The sequence below is a fragment of the Erwinia aphidicola genome, assembly GCF_024169515.1.
GTDB classification, from domain to species: domain Bacteria; phylum Pseudomonadota; class Gammaproteobacteria; order Enterobacterales; family Enterobacteriaceae; genus Erwinia; species Erwinia aphidicola.
Genome location: NZ_JAMKCQ010000001.1, coordinates 3,491,439 through 3,508,413 on the forward strand (window position 1 = coordinate 3,491,439; position 16,975 = coordinate 3,508,413).

The window sequence follows — 16,975 nt, forward strand, 5'->3', positions numbered from 1 at the left end:
ATCTCCCATGACAATAAAAAGTCTTCCGGCAGCGCCGGAGGGGCGGCCCTTTTCGCGTGAAAAACGCGATTGGCCGTCTTCCGCAATGGAGCGCTGGAATGGCAGCATCAAAGCGGCAAAGCCGGGCGATAACAGCATTTCCATCTTTGATGTGATTGGTGCCGACTACTGGGGCGATGGTGTCACAGCAAGCCGTATCGCTGGCGCGCTGCGCTCACTTGATGGTGCTGATGTGACAGTGAATATCAACTCGCCTGGCGGTGATATGTTCGAAGGTTTGGCGATTTATAACCTTCTTCGTGAGTACAAAGGCAAAGTTACCGTAAAAGTTCTCGGCCTGGCTGCATCCGCTGCATCAATCATCGCTATGGCGGGTGATGAAGTTCAGATTGGACGCGGTGCCTTCCTGATGATCCACAACTGCTGGGTCTATGCGATGGGTAACCGTCACGACCTGGCTCAAATCGCCGCTGATATGGAGCCTTTCGATAAAGCGATGGGCGACATCTACTCAGCTCGTAGCGGCCTCAGTCTGGAGGATGTCAGCGCGATGATGGATGGCGAAACTTACATCGGGGGCAGCGATGCCGTTGAAAAAGGCTTTGCAGACCGTCTCCTTTCAGCTGATGAAATCGCTGATGACGATGACAGCCCATCTGCAGCGCTTAGAAAGCTCGATGCATTGCTCGCCAAGACAGACACTCCGCGCTCGGAACGGCGGAAATTATTGAAAGCTTTATCAGGCAGCAAGCCAGGCGCTGTTGCCGATCATGAAGGTAAGCCGGGCGCTACCGAAAAAATCGATCCTGAACACCTCAAAGAACTCAATAACGCGCTGGCCGCGTTCCGCAAATAAGGAACACCCATGTCTGAAGTAAACGAAATCCTGAAACAAGTAACCGCAAGCATTGAAGATGCAAACGGCAAATTTAGCGCCAAAGCAGAAGAGGCGCTGAAAGAAGCAAAAAAATCCGGTTCCCTCTCAGAAGAAACTAAAGCAGCGGTCGATAAAATGGCTTCAGAGTTTAACGCCATGCGTGAAGCTGAAAAAACGCTGAAAGCTGCCCTGGGTGAGCTGGAGCAGCACGTTGCCCAGATGCCGCTCAGTAACGCGGCTAAACTGGTTGAGACCGTCGGCCAGCAGGTTATTTCATCTGAAGCGCTGAAATCCTTCTCTGCTGGCGTGGAGGGTAATAAGCGACTCAGCATTCCAGTCAGCGCCGCGCTGCTTACGGTGAATGTCCCCGGCCAGATCGTAGCTCCAGACCGTCTGCCAGGTATCGATGCGCAACCAAAACAGCGCCTGTTCATTCGTGACCTGATCGCACCGGGCCGAACTGCATCGAACACTATTTACTGGGTACAGCAGACCGGGTTCACGAACAATGCAAAGGCTGTCGCTGAGAACACCACTAAGCCTTACAGTGATATTCAGTTTGCAGAGAAGATCACCCCGGTTCGCACCATTGCGCACCTGTTTAAGGCAGCGAAGCAGATTCTGGACGACATGCCGCAGCTTCAGTCAACTATCGACGCTGAGCTGCGCTACGGCCTGAAATATGTCGAAGAGCAGGAGATTCTGTTCGGAGACGGTACTGGCGCTCATTTGGAAGGCATCATCCCGCAGGCGTCTGCATATGCAGCCGCGTTTGAAGTAGACCAGCAGAACGGTATTGATGACCTGCGACTGGCTATGTTGCAGGCTCAGCTGGCCCGCTTCCCGGCCTCCGGCCATGTTCTGCACTTTATTGACTGGGCTAAGATCGAGCTGATTAAAGATACGCTGGGCCGCTATATCCTGGCGAACCCTGCAGCATTGACCGGCCCGACCCTCTGGGGCCTTCCAGTTGTGGCAACTGAAGCTGCCGCATTCCAGGGTAAATTCCTGACCGGGGCTTTCAATGCCGGTGCGCAAATCTTTGATCGTGAAGATGCCAACGTTGTGATTTCTACTGAGAACGCCGACGACTTCGAGAAAAACATGATCTCAATTCGTTGTGAAGAGCGACTGGCGCTGGCAGTTAAGCGCCCTGAAGCCTTCATCTATGGCACATTCACTGCGCCTGCTGCTGGTGGCGGCTCATAAATCTCTCTTACCATGCGGCCTGCGGGCCGCTTTTTAGCTGGAGCTAAATATGAAACTTAAATTACTCAAACCCATCTATCACGATGGAGTGGTGAAACCCGCTGGCGCAACGTTCGAAACTGCTGAACAGCATGGGCGCGAGCTGATTAAAAAGCTATATGCGCAGTTGGCAACTGAGGATAATCCTGCAGAGCAGCCAGAGCAGCCAGAGCAGCCAGAGCAGCCAGAGCAGCCAGAGCAGCCAGAGCAGCCAGAGCAGCCAGAGCAGCCAGAGCAGCCAAAAACCAAAACCAAAACTAAATAAGGGGTTTTATGATCGAAATGAGCATTATTAAGGCTCATTGTCGGATTGAGCCTGATGTCACTGACGACGATAACCTGCTGGGGATTTATTCCGGCGCGGCGAGCCGTTACGTGCAGACATGGACCCGCAGAACGCTCTACCAACTCAATACCGATCCTGGCTATGACACGGATGAGAATCGTCTGCTGTTAGACGATGACATCCGAGCCGCGATGCTGCTGCTTATCGGTCACTGGTACTCAAACCGTGAAGCGGTAGTCATAGGCCAGGCGCCTTCTTCAGTGCCCCTTGCTGTAGAAGCACTTCTACAACCATACAAAATTTATGGAGTCTGACGTGGCATGCTCAGGCTGTCAGCGCCGCCGCGAGTGGCTCAAAAATTGGATGAGGATTGCACATGAACGAGCAACAGGTAAACGCACTGCTGGAAGCGATGCAGAAGCAGACGCAAGCGCAGATCGACCAGACAGCAGCGCTAAGTCGCCTGGCAGAGTCGAATGAGTCTCTGGCTGCTGTTCTGTATCAGACCTTTGCCGATGAAATTGAAGCCACTTCGCCAGATTCTCCTGTACCAACGTATCTGAGTGGTAAGGTCAGGGGGTAGCGATGCAGGCAGGAAAACTACGGCACCGGATCACGCTGCAGCACAAAGTTAACGTTCAGGATCAGTTATCAGGCGCAGTCAATCCTGAGTGGCGCGACCTAGCTACGGTGTGGGCTGACGTGGTGCCATTGTCTGCGCGGGAGTTTATCGCGGCTCAGGCCACCCAGGGTGAAATAACTACCCGAATTACAATCCGGTATCGCGCCGGGCTGACGAACGCGAACCGGATTGTTTTCCGTGACCGGATTTATAACGTTGAAGGTGTTCTTCCTGATGCAGTAAGCGGCAGGGAATATCTGACCCTGCCATGTTCGGAGGGGGTTAATGATGGCTGATGGCGTGAGCTTTAAGCTGACTGGTATCGATACGCTGCTGGGTCGGCTGGATACCCTTAGCGATGACATGCGGAACAAGGGCGGACGTGCCGCGCTGCGTAAGGCGGGCAATGTCATTGTCGCCAGAGCGAAAGCGAACGCTGCGAGAATCGACGACCCAGGCACCGGGCGCAGCATCGCGGATAACATCGCTCAGCGCTGGGACGGCAGGCGATTTAAGCGCACTGGTGACCTCGGGTTCAGGGTCGGCGTGATGTACGGCGCGAAACTTAAAAACCATCCTTCGCTCAGCAAAAATTCACCCACTCCGCACTGGAGGCTTATCGAGTTCGGAACCGAGAACATGAGGGCCCAGCCGATTATGCGCCCGGCGGGTGATTCCAGCATTAATGAAGTTGTGGCCACATTTGTCAGCGAGTATGACCGGGCGCTTGACCGGGCGATCGCCAGAGCTAAAAAGAAAGCGGGGGGCGGATGATTGCACCAATTTTCACAACCTGCGCAGCGAGCGCTGATGTCCGGGCGCTGCTGGGCGACACCACAGTGAGACTTTACCCATTCGGGAAAAACCCCGAAACACCCACCTATCCCTACGCGGTGTGGCAGAACATAACCGGCGGACCAGAGAATTACCTTGGAACGCGCCCTGACGCGGACAATTACACGCTGCAGGTTGATATCTATGCCAACACCGACAGTGAAGTGATCGCCGTGGCGCGCGCGCTGCGTGATGCCATTGAACCCCGCGCCTATATCACCCGATGGGGGGAGCAGGAGCAGGACAGTGAAACCAAACGGTACCGCTATTCATTCGATGTCGACTGGATAGTGTTGCGATAACAAAAACCCTTAACAACAGACCCGCTCCGGCGGGTTTTTTATTACCTGGAGAAAACTATGTCAGTCGTGACACAAGGTACTCAGCTCTATGTTCTCGCCGCGGGCGTGGTCAGAGAGGTCGAATGCATTACCGCGTTCTCACCGGGCGGGAACCCCGCCGATCAGATTGAGGACACCTGCCTGAGCGAGCGAAGCACGCGCACTTACAAAAAGGGCCTCCGCACTCCCGCACAGGCTTCCGCAACGCTCAACGCTGATCCGGCAAACGCCAGCCACCTGATGCTCAGTAACCTGGCTGAATCTTCCGATCAGGATGATTTGACCTTTGCTATCGGCTGGGCGGATGGCGAGGACGAGCCAACCGTTGGCGCTGCTGGCGCATCTGGCGCAGTTGATGGCCTTATTCTGCCGGATACGCGCACCTGGTATGTCTTCAAAGGCTATGTTGCTGACTTCCCGTTTGACTTCCAGGCCAATACGGTTGTGCAGACGACCGCCACTATTCAGCGCTCAGGTGCTGGCGTGTGGATTCCGAAGGCTGGCGCAGGCAGCTAAACAACAATCGGGCGTGACATGTCACGCCTAATCTTATCTCGCAGGAAGGCACATGAAACTGACCCTCGATTCACTGAAAAAATCCGGCGCATTCACAGGTCGTCCGGTGGAAAAACAAATCACCTGGAAGCAGCGTGATGAAGAATTTACAGCCACGGTGTTCATCCGACCGCTGGGTTACCACAGCGCCACATCTGACGTACTGGCCCATGTGGGCAAGGTTGACGGCATTGCCGGGCGTATTGCAGCCAGTATCTGTGATGAAGATGGTCACCCGGTCTTCACGCCTCAGGATATTACTGGCGAGGCTGACCCCGATCGCGGCGCGCTTGATGGCGCACTGACTATCGCGCTCCTGGTTGCCATTCAGGAGGTGAACGATCTGGGAAAGACCACCAACTCAGCGCCGAAGATGAATTCTGGTGCGAGCTCGTCCTCAATGGAATCGGCGGAAGAACCATCGCCGAAGCCAGAGAAAACCTCAGCTTCCGGGAGTACCAGCTCTGGGTTAAGTACCGAGCCGCCTACGGCAATCTAAACCCGATGATGCGTACTGAGTGGGGGGCGGCGCTGGTGGCCAGTACGCTGGCTAATGCCAATCGGGACCCAGAAAAAAGTGAGCCTTTCAGTATTGCTGACTTCGCACCTCACATGCAGAAAGAGGCAATAAGCTTGAAAGAGGCTATGGAAACCTGGGTCTAAATGCGGATTTTTTTGCTAGCATATTATCTCTATTTGCCTTCAAGGATGGTTAATGTGAAAAAGTCCATTTTATTTGGAATATTGTGCCTTACATCTCAGGTTTCGATGGCTGCTATAAATCCAGTATACCTGCAGTGCCCAAATTTTGACGAAAGAGCTTCAGACCTCATAATTGTATTAAATGAAGCCAACGGTACCGCTGCACTTCAGTCTAAGTTAGGAGGTTCCGGGTTCAATTTCTCAGAGCCCGCCTCCTTTGGACCAAATGAGGTGGTTTGGAGTAAGAAGTCTGGCAATTTTAAGCATACATATTCAGTTAACAGGTCATCGCTAACATTTGAAAGAAAGACTTTCAGTGGCATGACAGGAGAAACGTACTCTACAAAAACTGAGTGCAAAATTTCCAAAGCAAAAGCATCTAATAAATTCTAAAGCCAAACTATATCAATAGCCCCATCCGTGGGGCTTTTTTTCGCCCGGAGAACAGAAAGTGGCAAGCAAATCTCTCGGAACATTGACTCTAGACTTGGTCGCAAAAGTTGGCGGTTTTGTCTCCGGTATGGACAAAGCCGAAAGAGCATCAGCTAAATGGGGTAAGCAGGTTCAGGATGATGCACAGAAAACATCTGTTGCTCTGGCGGGAATTGGTGCAGCAGCCGCAGCAACCGCTGCAGCTGTGGGTGTTGCTGGCTTTAACCTTCTGAAATCCACTTCACAGCAGATTGCATCAACGGATCAGTGGGCGAAATCCCTTAAGATGTCCACTCAGGAGTTGCTGGCTTGGCAGTTCGCCGCAGAGCGCGCGGGAGTAGCTGGCGATAACATGGCTGACGTCTTCAAAGATCTTAGCGACAAAATTGGGGACGCGGTACTGAATAAGTCAGGTGAGGCCGTTGGTGCGCTTGATTCCCTTGGCTTATCAGCTGAAAAACTGTCTAAGGTCTCTCCTGATAAGCAGATGCTCGCAATCGGCGAGGCACTGGGGAAAATTAGCACAAATGCCGGAAAGGTCACCATCCTTGAAAGCTTAGGCAATGATCTATCAAAACTCCTGCCGCTGTTTGACAATAACAATGAAAAGCTGAAAAACTTTATCCGTATAGCCAAGGATTATGGAGTTGCGCCTGATCCTGCTTCTATTGATGACTTGGTCAAAGTAAACGACATTTTCTTGGATATGGAGGCTCAGGTTAAGGGTCTTAAAATGGAGATTGCTGCCGGGCTGGCGAAAGCCGACCTTTCACCGCTTCAGTCTTCCCTTAATGAGGTAAGAAAGGTTCTGACGGATCCGTCGGTAATACAAGGTATCGTTTCGCTCGTAGGGGGCGTGGCAGAACTAGCCGCCTGGCTGGCAAAAGCGGCTGCAGAAGCTGGCAAACTTGCAACAAATTCCAGTAATAGGATGGCCGCACTGGGTGGCAATATTGATATAAATAACGTTGGTCAGGTTCAGGAGCGTATTAACTGGCTGGAAAAGAACCAAAGTAGCCGTTCCAAAGATATGTATGGCTCCGGCCAGTCAATGTTCGGGTGGATCGTAGGTAAAGACGACAGCATCAAAGCCGTGAACGCTGAGTTGGACACGCTTTATCAGCAGCGCGATAAATTAAGCAAGCAGAAGCCGTTAAAAATTGCGGACTCTGTTGGCAGTGGCACTGCCGATAGCCTGATGAACTTCAGCCTTCCAGCCGGAGGAACTAACGGCAAAACCACGGTCAAGCCTGATGCAGCAGCAAAAAAACTGGAGAGCGCCTTTAATTCTCTTGAGCTCAGTTATCAGAGACAAATCGCGCTAATTGATACTACTGGAAAAAAGACGACTGAACTAACTGAGGCTCAAAAGCTGCAATTCGATATTGCTGAAGGAAAGCTGGCAGGAATCAACGAGAAACAGAAAACCCGCTTAGCAGGGCTGGCGGCCGAGGTAGATCGCCTCAACGCGGTAAAAAAAGCCAACATTGAGATGGCTAAGGTAGCAGAGTTCATCGCCAACCTTAAAGCCGGCAACCAGAACGCAAGAGAAGACCTCAGTGTTGATTTTGAAGGTGCGGGGCTCGGGGAAAAAGAACGTGACAGAATGAAGGAACGGCTGAGTATTGAACGCAGCTTCCTTGAACAGCAGCGGCAGCTTCAACTTTCCTACCAGTCTGGCGATATCGATAAATCTCTCTACGACTCAGAATCCAGCGCGCTTAAGAGCGCTATGGGCGAGCGACTCAGCATTCAGGAAGATTATTACAAAAGCGTCGATGCGATGCAGTCAGACTGGATGAGCGGTATGAGTGATGGCCTGGCCAACTGGATGGATGAATCATCCAACTACTCAGCATCAGCAGCCAGTGCAGTAAGCAATGGTCTGGGCAGCGCCCTGGATAATGTCGCGGACATGCTGATCGGCAACAAAGCCAGCTGGAAGGATTGGATGACCTCAGTGCTGTCGATGATTGTGAAAATCGGTCTTCAGATGGCAGCTGTAAATCTTATCAGTGGGTTCGTGAGCTCCGTGGGCGGTGCAGCGGGAGGTGCGGCGGCGGGGGGAGCAGCTGCGGGGGCCGGTTCTACCGGGGCGTTAGGCATGAGCACCGGCTATCAGGCTTATGCTGGCGGATTCGATGGAGGCGGCTACACCGGGCAGGGGGGCAAATTCGACCCGGCGGGCATTGTGCATAAAGGGGAATTTGTCTTCACCAAAGAAGCGACTGAGCGAATCGGCGTGGAAAACCTTTACGACATGATGCGCGGCTATGCCAGCGGTGGCCTGGTGGGGGCAATGCGCACCGGGAGCAATCCCAACACTGCCATCAACCGCAGTTCCAGCAGCAGCCCGAGCATTTCAGTTAGCGTTCCTATCACAATCGAGGGAGGCGGCGCTGGAGAAACCAGCACGGCAAATACCACGAATGCAGCCAAGCAACTGGAAGGAATGATGAAAAAAACCATCAATGACTGGGCACGCACACAAATGTCGCCCGGCGGCCTGCTCTACAAGGGGTAAGTATGGCAATTGACGAATTTGGGTGGTGCGTAAGAACAGGGGCTTCGGAAGAACTGACGGTTTCCACTTTGGAGGCGCAGTTCGGTGATGGCTATAAGCAAGTCGCCGGAACGGGCATCAACAGTGCCCGCGAGTCCTGGCCAGTAACATGCAGCGGCAGAAAGTCGGAGATGGCTAAAATCAGGGCATTCCTGAAATCACACGTCACCGTGTCGTGCTGGTGGGTTAATCCGTGGGGAGAGAAAAAGCTCTATCGCGTTAAATCTGACTCCATCCGGCCAATCTTCACCAACGGAAACTTTGTGGAAATCGCCTTCACCTTTGAACAGTCTTTCGCACCGTGACACGTCACGATAACTAACAGGGCGCTTAGCGCCCTTTTTTATTGGGTGAAATATGCCTTTTTTACAGGATATACAGCAGCTGGAGCCTGGTAGCCTGGTACAACTGATAGAGGTCGATGGTACCGAATTTGGCATGGATAACGTCCTCAGGTTTCATGCTTACAACATCCCCTCAGGCGGGTGGAAATCCTTCGCAGCGGATAACCTTCCTTCCATCGTGTGGCAGGGGAAAGAGTACGATCCTCACCCTTACGAATTGTTCGGTATGGAGATGAGCAGCGCTGGTGCTCAGCCAACCCCCAGGCTGTCTGTCAGTAATGTGGGGAATTTCGTCGCGGCACTCTGCCTTCAGTTCGACGATCTGGTGAAGGCCAAAGTGAAAATTCACACCACGATGGCTAAGTATCTTGATGCAGCAAACTGGATTGATGGCAACCCTAACGCGAACCCCCAGGAGGAACGCGTCCAGCTTTTTCTGGTCAATGCCAAAACTGCAGAGACGCGCTCCGTTGTTGAGTTCGAATTGTGCTCACCTTTTGATATTCAGAGCCTGCAACTGCCATCCCGGCAGATTACGCCAGTATGCACCTGGTGCATACGAGGCTGGTACCGCACCGGAACAGGGTGCGACTACGCCGGGACCCGGTATTTTACCAAAGACGGAACGGCAATCAGTGACCCGTCAAAAGACGAGTGTGGAGGGCGCATGGCTGATTGCAAGGCACGGTTTGGGGAAGAAAACCCGCTACCTTTCGGGGGATTCCCAGCGGCAAATTTACAGGGGAAATAGCGATGCGAGAAAAACTACTGGCCGCCATACGTAAACACGTTGCCTCGGAATACCCGAAAGAGGCGTGTGGGCTGATTATCCAGTCAGGCAGGACCCAGACCTATATGCCTTGCAGGAATATTGCAGACGATCCCATGCAGGACTTCACCTTGTCACAGGAGGACAAGCGAGCAGCTGAGGCGCAGGGCGATATTCTGATGGTGATTCATTCGCACCCCGATGTGCCGCAGCTTATCCCGACAGAATTTGACCGGGTGCAGTGCGATCATTCTGGCGTTGAGTGGGGGATTATGTCATGGCCTGACGGTGATTTCTGCACAATCAGCCCGCGCGGTGAGCGGGATTTTGTCGGGCGGCAGTGGGTGCTGGGCTATGCGGACTGCTGGACGCTCATCATGGATTACTACCGCCAGGAGTACGGCATTACCCTGAACAACTGGTCTGTCGATTATGAGTGGTGGCATGACGGCAAAGAGAGCCGCTACGACGACAACTGGGAGGCTGAAGGATTCGTGCAGATAGACCCGGCGGAGATGCGGCCGGGCGACATGATCATGATGCGCGTGCAGTCTCCGGTAACCAATCACGCAGCCATCTATGTCGGTGAAAACCTGATGCTGCATCACAACTCAGAGAGTCTGTCCACGCGCGCCCCGTATGGGGATTACTGGCGCAACCGAACCGTGCGCGTTGTGCGCCGCAGGGAGCTGATGAATGCTTAAAACGATGCGATTAAAAGGCGTCATGGCTAAGAAGTTCGGATCCTTACATCGATATCACGCCGCAGACCTGCGCGAGCTTATCCGCGCGATGTGTTCTCAGGTGCCGGGATTCAAAAAATATGTGTCCAACGCCCATCTAAACGGCGTGCGCTTCGCCTTTTTCAGCGGTAAAGAAAATATCGGCCTGCAGGAATTCGACATGTCCTCAGCGTCCACTGAGTTTTGCATGGAGCCGATTATCGAGGGGTCCAAGCGCGGCGGCATGCTTCAGATAGTGATCGGTGCAGTAGCTTTGGTAGCGGCTTATTTTACCGCCGGTGCATCGTTTGCTGTCCTCGGGGTTACAGCATCCACCGTGACTACGGCGCTAACCGGATTGGGTTTAAGTATGGCACTGGGTGGTGTTATTCAGATGCTTACCCCTCAGCCAAATTACAACATCGGCGTATCATCAAGCACAGATAACAAGCCGAACTATGCATTCGGTTCACCTGTAAACACGGTTGCGATGGGATATCCGGTGCCCGTTCTGTATGGCCAGCGGGAAGTTGGCGGCGCGGTTATTAGTGCAGGCAGCTTTACCAGCGATCAGCAGTAACAGCATTCAGGCAGACAAGCCACCTTATGGTGGCTTTTTTTATGGGTGATATATGCGACTTCTTGACGGTGAAATGATTTATCAGGGAAGCAAGGGCGGCGGTGGAAATCCGCGAACTCCAACCGAACAGGCTGATGACCTGCTTTCCGTAGCAAAACTGAAGCTACTGTTGGCAATCTCAGAGGGCGAGATACAGGGCGACCTGACTGCTCAGGAGATTTACCTAAACGATACACAGCTCGCCAACGACGATGGCACTTATAACTTCACTGGCGTGGTGTGGGATTACCGGAAGGGTACCCAGGACCAGACTTATATTCAGGGCATGCCCGAGGTCGATAACGAGCTGTCGGTGGGTGTAACGGTAACTCAGCCCGTCCCCTGGACTCGCCAGTATACCAATTTGTCCCTTGATGCCGTGCGCATCAAACTCAGCCTGCCAATTCAGTATCAGTACAAAGATAACGGGGATATGGTGGGCACGGTTACGCAGTATGCTATTGACCTGTCTACTGATGGCAGTTCATGGGTGCAGGTTGTGGACGGGCGATTTAACGGGAAAACCACGTCAGAATACCAGCGCGATCATCGTATTGATTTGCCGAAAGCGACCACAGGATGGACGATCCGGGTCCGCCGTATTACTGCAGACTCTAACTCGTCCCGCCTGATTAATGCCTTCAAGGTTTTTTCATTCGCTGAAGTTATCGACAGTAAACTGCGTTATCCAAATACTGCTCTACTTTATGTCGAAGTGGATGCATCGCAATTTAATGGCCAGGCACCAAAGATCACATGCAAGCCGAAAGGCAAGCTGGTACGCGTTCCGACGAATTACGAACCTATCAGCAGAACTTACAGCGGCACTTGGCAGGGCGACTTTAAATACGCTTACACCAATAATCCGGCATGGATTTTTTACGATCTGGTGCTGGATAAAATCTGTGGTATGGGCACGCGCGTTGATGCTTCCATGATTGACAGGTGGGAGCTGTACTCAATCGCGCAGTACTGCGATCAGATGGTGCCAAACGGCGCTGGCGGCACTGAGCCGCGCTTTACCTGCAATGTGTTTATCCAGAGCCAGCAGGATGCCTATACAGTCCTGAAGGACATTGCGGCGATATTCCGGGGAATCACGTTCTGGGGTAACAGTCAGATTTTTGTGAACGCTGACGTGCCGCAGGTTGATTCTAACGGCAACGTGGACGTGGACTTTGTGTACCACGCGGCTAACGTGGTAGAGGGTTTATTCACGTATGCCGGGGGAAGTTACAAAAACCGCTATTCATCGTGCCAGACCAGCTACTCCGATCCCGCCAATCACTATTCCGACACCGTTGAAAGCGTTTACGATTCAGAGCTGGTGGCGCGGTATGGCGTCCGGGAGTTGACATTAACGGCGATAGGTTGCACGTCGCAGAGCGAAGCACACAGGCGCGGGCGCTGGGCGCTGCTGTCTAATGCTAAAGATGGAACCGTGTCATTCGGTGTGGGGCTGGACGGCTACATCCCGGTACCAACTGAGATTATCGGCGTGGCTGATCCGTTCCGCAGCGGCAAGCAGAACGGCGGCCGCATCAGCGCAGTGAATGGTCGCAGCGTGAAGCTGGACCGCGCCATCGAATATTCAGCAGGGGATCGGCTGGTGGTTAACCTTCCAGACGGAACGGCTCAGACGCGCACTATAGCCACTGTCAGCAGTGACAAGCTCACCGTGACAGTCTCGACCAGTTTCCGAATGGACCCTGTAGCGGGAGCGGTATGGGCCATCGATAGCGATAATTTGGCCATTCAGTACTTCCGTATTACCTCGATTTCGTCTAACGATGACGGCACGTTTACTGTCGCTGGTGTGCAGCACGACCCGAATAAGTACCGCTATATCGATGATGGCGTGCGCATTGAACCGGCACCGATCACCGTCACGCCAATCAGTGTACTGAAGCCGCCTGCCAACATCAGCATTGAGGAGCTCAGTTATGTTGAGCAGGGGCTGTCCGTGGCCAGCATGCAGGTTAAGTGGGGCAAGGTCGAAGGTGCGATAAGCTACGTTGCGCAGTGGCGCAAGGATAAAGGCGACTGGATTAACGTCAGCCAGACCAGCGCACAGGGCTTCAGCATCAGCGGGATTTACACGGGCGTTTACGATGTCCGCGTGCGGGCCGTCAATGCTGCTGAGGTTTCGTCCCCATGGGGCTATTCCGACTCAACGCCGCTTAAGGGTAAAGTCGGCAAGCCGGGCACGCCTGTCAGCCTGTTCGCCACCACTAACGTTGTGTGGAACATCGATCTCACCTGGGCTTTCCCAGCTGGCTCCGGTGATACGGCGTATACAGAACTGCAGGTGGCCACTACGGCAGACGGGCAGAACCCGCAATTTCTGACATATGTCCCATACCCCGGCGTCAGCTATCAGCACGGGCCTATGCCTGCTGGCGTTCGCCGCTGGTATCGCGCGCGGCTGGTGGACAAAATCGGTAACGTGGGTGACTGGACTGCATTTGTGGGCGGCGCAACAAACTCCAGCGCAAGCGAGCTGATTGATGATGTTGTCGAAGAGTTTTTGACCTCACCGGACGGCCAGGCGTTGCTTGACCCGCTCATTACTGACCCGGAAGCCGCCATGAAGGATATTCTGGCGGGCTACGACAACGTGAATCAGCAGTGGTCGCAGTATGGTGAGAACCGCGCTGGCATCATTGAGGCGAGCAAGGTGGCAACGGATGCGCAGTCATCTGTCGCCAATCTGGCCACGGTTGTAACTGCCAACTACAACGACCAGCAGGCTGCAATCCAGCAGAAGTTCGACGCATACGCGGATGTCAGCAACCCCTCAGCCATTTACACGCTGAAGACTGGCATCAGATACAACGGCACAAATTACGATGCTGGGCTGTCTGTGGCTGCAACAGTCAATGGCACCAGTGTTGATACCCGCGTGGCTGTGAATGCTAATCAGTTCGTTGTCATCAGTGGTTCGGAGGGTAATTATTATTCCCCGTTTATTATTAAAGACGGGCAGGTACTGATTAACCAGGCGTTCATTGGCACCGCTTGGATCGGGCGCGGAAATATCACTGACGTTCTTCAGTCAGATAATTACGTGGCGGGCCAGTCCGGTCTTTCTCTCAACTTTAAAACCGGGGTCATTGAGAACTATGGTTCAGTGGCAGGAGAAGGAAAGATGAAACAGACCAATACTACAATCAGTATCGCTGACGGCAGTAATGTATTACGTGTTCAGATCGGACGCCTTACGGGGTCATTCTGATGGCGCAGTGGGGCTTCAGAACGTGGGATGCAAACGGTGTTGATAACAATACCGGGATTGTCAGGGTGCTGGTAGTTGGCTCCCTGGCTATGACCAGCGGGCAGCAATCCGCGTCTGCGACCTTTACCGTGCCATCTGGTTTTACGCTGGATTACTTATTTCAGTCGACGCAGGGTGAGTATGTTTATAAACGGCGAAAGGTTGTGGTGTCAGGAGGGAGAGTAACAATAAGCGCGGTTGCTGATGGCGATTACAGCACAGGAACAGCATCGTCTGCTGCCGGATATTACCTATTTTATTTAAGGAAATAGTATGGCTTTTGGTGCCATTGTTTCGGACCCCGCAGGCAATCCATTTTACATTGATGGGACTTTGCCCTTAAGGCTCGTGAATAAAGTGACAAAAAGCGTTGACGGCTCTACGTTCGTGCCCGTTCACAAGACTGATAATGTTATGCGTTTTATATTTTGTGAAATAAGCGCAACTGGTACGGGTAGCGATAACGCTTATGTCTATTACGAGAAGCTATTCAACACTGATGATTGGGGTATCACCGCAGGTTACTATTCTCCAAACGGCCCCGGATTAGTTACTGTTTATGTATTCGAGTACCAGTATGAAACGGTTATCCCCAAGTGGGGCGTTGCGTTCTGGGACTCAGCTGGACGCTGCGTACTGACCAATGAGACCAAGGTGTTGAGAGGTGTCACGGCCTTTGGTGTTGAAGGGCAGGACTCAGCCGGATACAACATCAACACCACCCTTAACGGGCGCTGGGCTGTACTTCCTGTCTCGACCGGAATCATTACAGGAGTAATCAACTCAGGTGGTACGCGACCATTCATGTCAACATTTTATGCGAATGCTTATTACAACGGCTCCACTACGCGAATCAGCTCAGGAGGAACCGGGGGGTATCCAGGCGGCGGCGTTAGTAACGTTACTTACACTAATGCAAAAAACAGGATTATGGCTATTGATGTAAGCATGTACTAATTCGATCGAAACGATCGAACATTCAAATCATTCACCAACATAAAATTGATTAATCTGTATGAAACATATTTAGAGGTTTCATAATGTATAAGTTATCAATTATTCTCGGAGTTATTTTGGTGTCCGGCTGTAGCGGATTACTTGAAAAGCAGGAGCCAGTTTGTGAAGGTGTAGCTTTGCTTTCTGGTAAAGAAACTACTGTACAAATTTATGCTGTACGCCATCAGGCAAATCAGACCCAGTACAAAGCCGGATACCCATTTAACTGGCAGTGGGTCAGTAAAAACAATTTCAGCAGAACATCCTGCGACAAATAACTCGCTTTAATATCAATGACCCGGCCACCGTGCCGGGTTTTTTATTGCCCGGAGATAACTATGCCAGCAGGCACTATTGCGTTAACCAATAACTCAACCACCGTTGGTGGCACCGGAACTGCGTTCACCACAGAGCTGAAAGCAGGTGACTTCATTGGCGTTACTGTCGGCGGTGCGCCCTATACCATGATTGTCGCGTCGATCGCTTCAAACACGCAGCTCACCATTGCGCAGGCGTACAACGGACCAACGGCCAGCGGATTGGCCTGGTACGGCGTTCCGGCAACACTGAAGTATGCAATTACTCAGCAGGTGCTGAATGACATGGCAACGAACCAGCGCGGTATGATTGCGCAGTTGGCGAACTGGCAGAAGATTTACAGTGACGCCGCATCGGTTACCGTAGAGCGACCTGACCGCAGTTCGTTCACCGGCCCGAGCTGGGGCTACATGTCGGCGCAGTACGCGAACAAGGCGGCAAAAGGGGCTAACTCTGATATCACCTCGCTAACAGGCCTGACCACGGCGCTTAGCGTGGCTCAGGGTGGTACAGGGGGAAAAACGCAGGCTGATGCGAGGAGCGGTTTAGGGTTGGCGGATAGCGCCACACGTCCCTTGGTTACAGGTTATGTTGATGCTCTACCTAACGCTGTTATGGTCGTTGGATCATATGGCGTTGGTTCAACAACAGGCCCTGGTGGATTATTTTCTCGCATTGATGGTGGTAATGGATTTTACAACGGGAATGGGAATACGTGGGGAAATCCAGGCGGCCTGACGACAACCGGATGCGGGGTTATACAAATGCCAGGTAACAGTGCCGCCTTCAGAACGCAGCTACTAACCTCTGACTCGCTGGGAGGACGAATATTTGTGCGTTCTTTTGATGGCTCTGCACCGACAACGTGGAAAGAAGCCTACACCACTGCGAACACAACTGTGGACACAAACAACTTTATTAAAAAGGCGTCGCCAATAGCCCGCCTGACAAATGATGCCACTCAAATGCAGCCAGATTTTGCTGTTGATGACATGCATGAAATTGCGGGGCTGGTTTCTGTAAATGATGAGGCTGAAGGTGTTAGTGCGGAGAAATTATCCACTGGTGTTTATCAGGTTACGGGTGCGGTCGGCCTTGCAGATGAGGGCTGGACGCTGGAAGTGCCACAGGACATCAACGGTAACCGCCTGTGCTTCGTCGAGCTGGCCACAGACAAAGAAGGCGTTATAACGGTGTCGGTGTTTAAGCGCCGCTTTGACGTCGACAGCGCGATGATTGTAGCCGGTGAGCCAATGGATATACCTGATGGCCGCTGGATTGACCTTCGCCTGCAGATGCCCGAAGACTCAGCTTGGAACACTCGCATGCGAGAAATGGAACAGGCAGCAGAGGGCGATGAAGCAACAAGCTAAATATCCCGGCAGATCATCATACTGACAAATATCTTCACTCCAGCCAGTTGATCATTCACGCCACATGATCAAATAATACTGTATATAAAAACAGTGTATA

General features: G+C 52.6%; 22 protein-coding genes. All 22 read left to right on the forward strand.

What is annotated here, in order from left to right:
* Positions 1 to 7: 7 nt before the first annotated feature.
* The 22 genes from J2Y91_RS16400 to J2Y91_RS16500 all read left to right on the forward strand — a co-directional run bounded on the left by J2Y91_RS16400 (position 8) and on the right by J2Y91_RS16500 (position 16,875).
* Positions 8 to 856, forward strand: coding sequence for a head maturation protease, ClpP-related (locus J2Y91_RS16400; protein ID WP_253538853.1), 849 nt, complete (start codon positions 8 to 10; stop codon positions 854 to 856).
* 9 nt (positions 857 to 865) lie between these two features.
* Entirely contained in the window at positions 866 to 2,086 is a 1,221-nt protein-coding gene (locus J2Y91_RS16405; RefSeq protein ID WP_253538857.1) for a phage major capsid protein, read from the forward strand.
* A gap of 49 nt (positions 2,087 to 2,135) precedes the next feature.
* The gene (locus tag J2Y91_RS16410) at positions 2,136 to 2,390 is read left to right on the forward strand and encodes a DUF7210 family protein (RefSeq protein ID WP_253538860.1); all 255 of its coding nucleotides are present in this window, start codon (positions 2,136 to 2,138) and stop codon (positions 2,388 to 2,390) included.
* A gap of 8 nt (positions 2,391 to 2,398) precedes the next feature.
* On the forward strand, positions 2,399 to 2,725 hold the full coding sequence (locus J2Y91_RS16415; RefSeq protein ID WP_253538863.1) for a head-tail connector protein: 327 nt from the start codon (positions 2,399 to 2,401) through the stop codon (positions 2,723 to 2,725).
* Between the two features lie 62 nt (positions 2,726 to 2,787).
* The gene (locus J2Y91_RS16420) at positions 2,788 to 2,994 is read left to right on the forward strand and encodes a hypothetical protein (protein WP_253538866.1); all 207 of its coding nucleotides are present in this window, start codon (positions 2,788 to 2,790) and stop codon (positions 2,992 to 2,994) included.
* A gap of 2 nt (positions 2,995 to 2,996) precedes the next feature.
* Complete coding sequence (locus J2Y91_RS16425) at positions 2,997 to 3,329, forward strand: phage head closure protein (RefSeq protein WP_253538869.1); 333 nt, start codon at positions 2,997 to 2,999, stop codon at positions 3,327 to 3,329.
* Positions 3,322 to 3,807 carry an HK97-gp10 family putative phage morphogenesis protein gene (locus J2Y91_RS16430; RefSeq protein WP_253539521.1) on the forward strand — a complete coding sequence of 162 codons (486 nt, stop codon included), beginning with the start codon at positions 3,322 to 3,324 and terminating at the stop codon, positions 3,805 to 3,807. Before J2Y91_RS16425 ends, J2Y91_RS16430 begins: the two co-directional genes overlap by 8 nt.
* The gene (locus J2Y91_RS16435; RefSeq protein WP_253538873.1) at positions 3,804 to 4,169 is read left to right on the forward strand and encodes a DUF3168 domain-containing protein; all 366 of its coding nucleotides are present in this window, start codon (positions 3,804 to 3,806) and stop codon (positions 4,167 to 4,169) included. The genes J2Y91_RS16430 and J2Y91_RS16435 overlap by 4 nt, the downstream gene beginning before the upstream one ends.
* Positions 4,170 to 4,226: 57 nt before the next feature.
* On the forward strand, positions 4,227 to 4,724 hold the full coding sequence (locus J2Y91_RS16440) for a phage tail tube protein (protein ID WP_253538876.1): 498 nt from the start codon (positions 4,227 to 4,229) through the stop codon (positions 4,722 to 4,724).
* 52 nt (positions 4,725 to 4,776) lie between these two features.
* Positions 4,777 to 5,262, forward strand: a complete 486-nt coding sequence (locus tag J2Y91_RS16445) for a phage tail assembly chaperone family protein, TAC (RefSeq protein ID WP_253538880.1) — start codon at positions 4,777 to 4,779, stop codon at positions 5,260 to 5,262.
* Positions 5,263 to 5,267: 5 nt separating this feature from the next.
* Positions 5,268 to 5,426, forward strand: a complete 159-nt coding sequence (locus J2Y91_RS23120) for a phage tail assembly protein T (protein WP_436232197.1) — start codon at positions 5,268 to 5,270, stop codon at positions 5,424 to 5,426.
* Between the two features lie 54 nt (positions 5,427 to 5,480).
* Positions 5,481 to 5,858 (forward strand): hypothetical protein, encoded by a 378-nt coding sequence (locus tag J2Y91_RS16450; protein WP_253538883.1) that lies wholly within the window; start codon positions 5,481 to 5,483, stop codon positions 5,856 to 5,858.
* Between the two features lie 58 nt (positions 5,859 to 5,916).
* Positions 5,917 to 8,421 (forward strand): phage tail tape measure protein, encoded by a 2,505-nt coding sequence (locus tag J2Y91_RS16455; protein WP_253538886.1) that lies wholly within the window; start codon positions 5,917 to 5,919, stop codon positions 8,419 to 8,421.
* 2 nt (positions 8,422 to 8,423) lie between these two features.
* On the forward strand, positions 8,424 to 8,765 hold the full coding sequence (locus J2Y91_RS16460) for a phage tail protein (protein WP_253538891.1): 342 nt from the start codon (positions 8,424 to 8,426) through the stop codon (positions 8,763 to 8,765).
* Positions 8,766 to 8,817: 52 nt separating this feature from the next.
* Positions 8,818 to 9,555, forward strand: coding sequence for a phage minor tail protein L (locus tag J2Y91_RS16465; RefSeq protein ID WP_253538895.1), 738 nt, complete (start codon positions 8,818 to 8,820; stop codon positions 9,553 to 9,555).
* A 2-nt stretch (positions 9,556 to 9,557) separates the two neighbouring features.
* Positions 9,558 to 10,277 carry a C40 family peptidase gene (locus tag J2Y91_RS16470; protein WP_253538898.1) on the forward strand — a complete coding sequence of 240 codons (720 nt, stop codon included), beginning with the start codon at positions 9,558 to 9,560 and terminating at the stop codon, positions 10,275 to 10,277.
* The gene (locus J2Y91_RS16475; protein WP_253538901.1) at positions 10,270 to 10,875 is read left to right on the forward strand and encodes a tail assembly protein; all 606 of its coding nucleotides are present in this window, start codon (positions 10,270 to 10,272) and stop codon (positions 10,873 to 10,875) included. Before J2Y91_RS16470 ends, J2Y91_RS16475 begins: the two co-directional genes overlap by 8 nt.
* A gap of 52 nt (positions 10,876 to 10,927) precedes the next feature.
* The gene (locus J2Y91_RS16480; RefSeq protein WP_253538904.1) at positions 10,928 to 14,149 is read left to right on the forward strand and encodes a TipJ family phage tail tip protein; all 3,222 of its coding nucleotides are present in this window, start codon (positions 10,928 to 10,930) and stop codon (positions 14,147 to 14,149) included.
* Positions 14,149 to 14,460 (forward strand): hypothetical protein, encoded by a 312-nt coding sequence (locus J2Y91_RS16485; RefSeq protein WP_253538907.1) that lies wholly within the window; start codon positions 14,149 to 14,151, stop codon positions 14,458 to 14,460. Before J2Y91_RS16480 ends, J2Y91_RS16485 begins: the two co-directional genes overlap by 1 nt.
* 1 nt (position 14,461) lies before the next feature.
* Positions 14,462 to 15,145 (forward strand): hypothetical protein, encoded by a 684-nt coding sequence (locus tag J2Y91_RS16490; protein ID WP_253538910.1) that lies wholly within the window; start codon positions 14,462 to 14,464, stop codon positions 15,143 to 15,145.
* A gap of 83 nt (positions 15,146 to 15,228) precedes the next feature.
* Positions 15,229 to 15,462 carry a phage exclusion lipoprotein Cor gene (cor, locus tag J2Y91_RS16495; protein WP_253538912.1) on the forward strand — a complete coding sequence of 78 codons (234 nt, stop codon included), beginning with the start codon at positions 15,229 to 15,231 and terminating at the stop codon, positions 15,460 to 15,462.
* Positions 15,463 to 15,522: 60 nt separating this feature from the next.
* Positions 15,523 to 16,875: a phage tail fiber protein gene (locus tag J2Y91_RS16500; protein WP_253538916.1), complete on the forward strand. Its 1,353-nt coding sequence runs from the start codon at positions 15,523 to 15,525 to the stop codon at positions 16,873 to 16,875.
* The last annotated feature ends 100 nt before the right edge of the window (positions 16,876 to 16,975 follow it).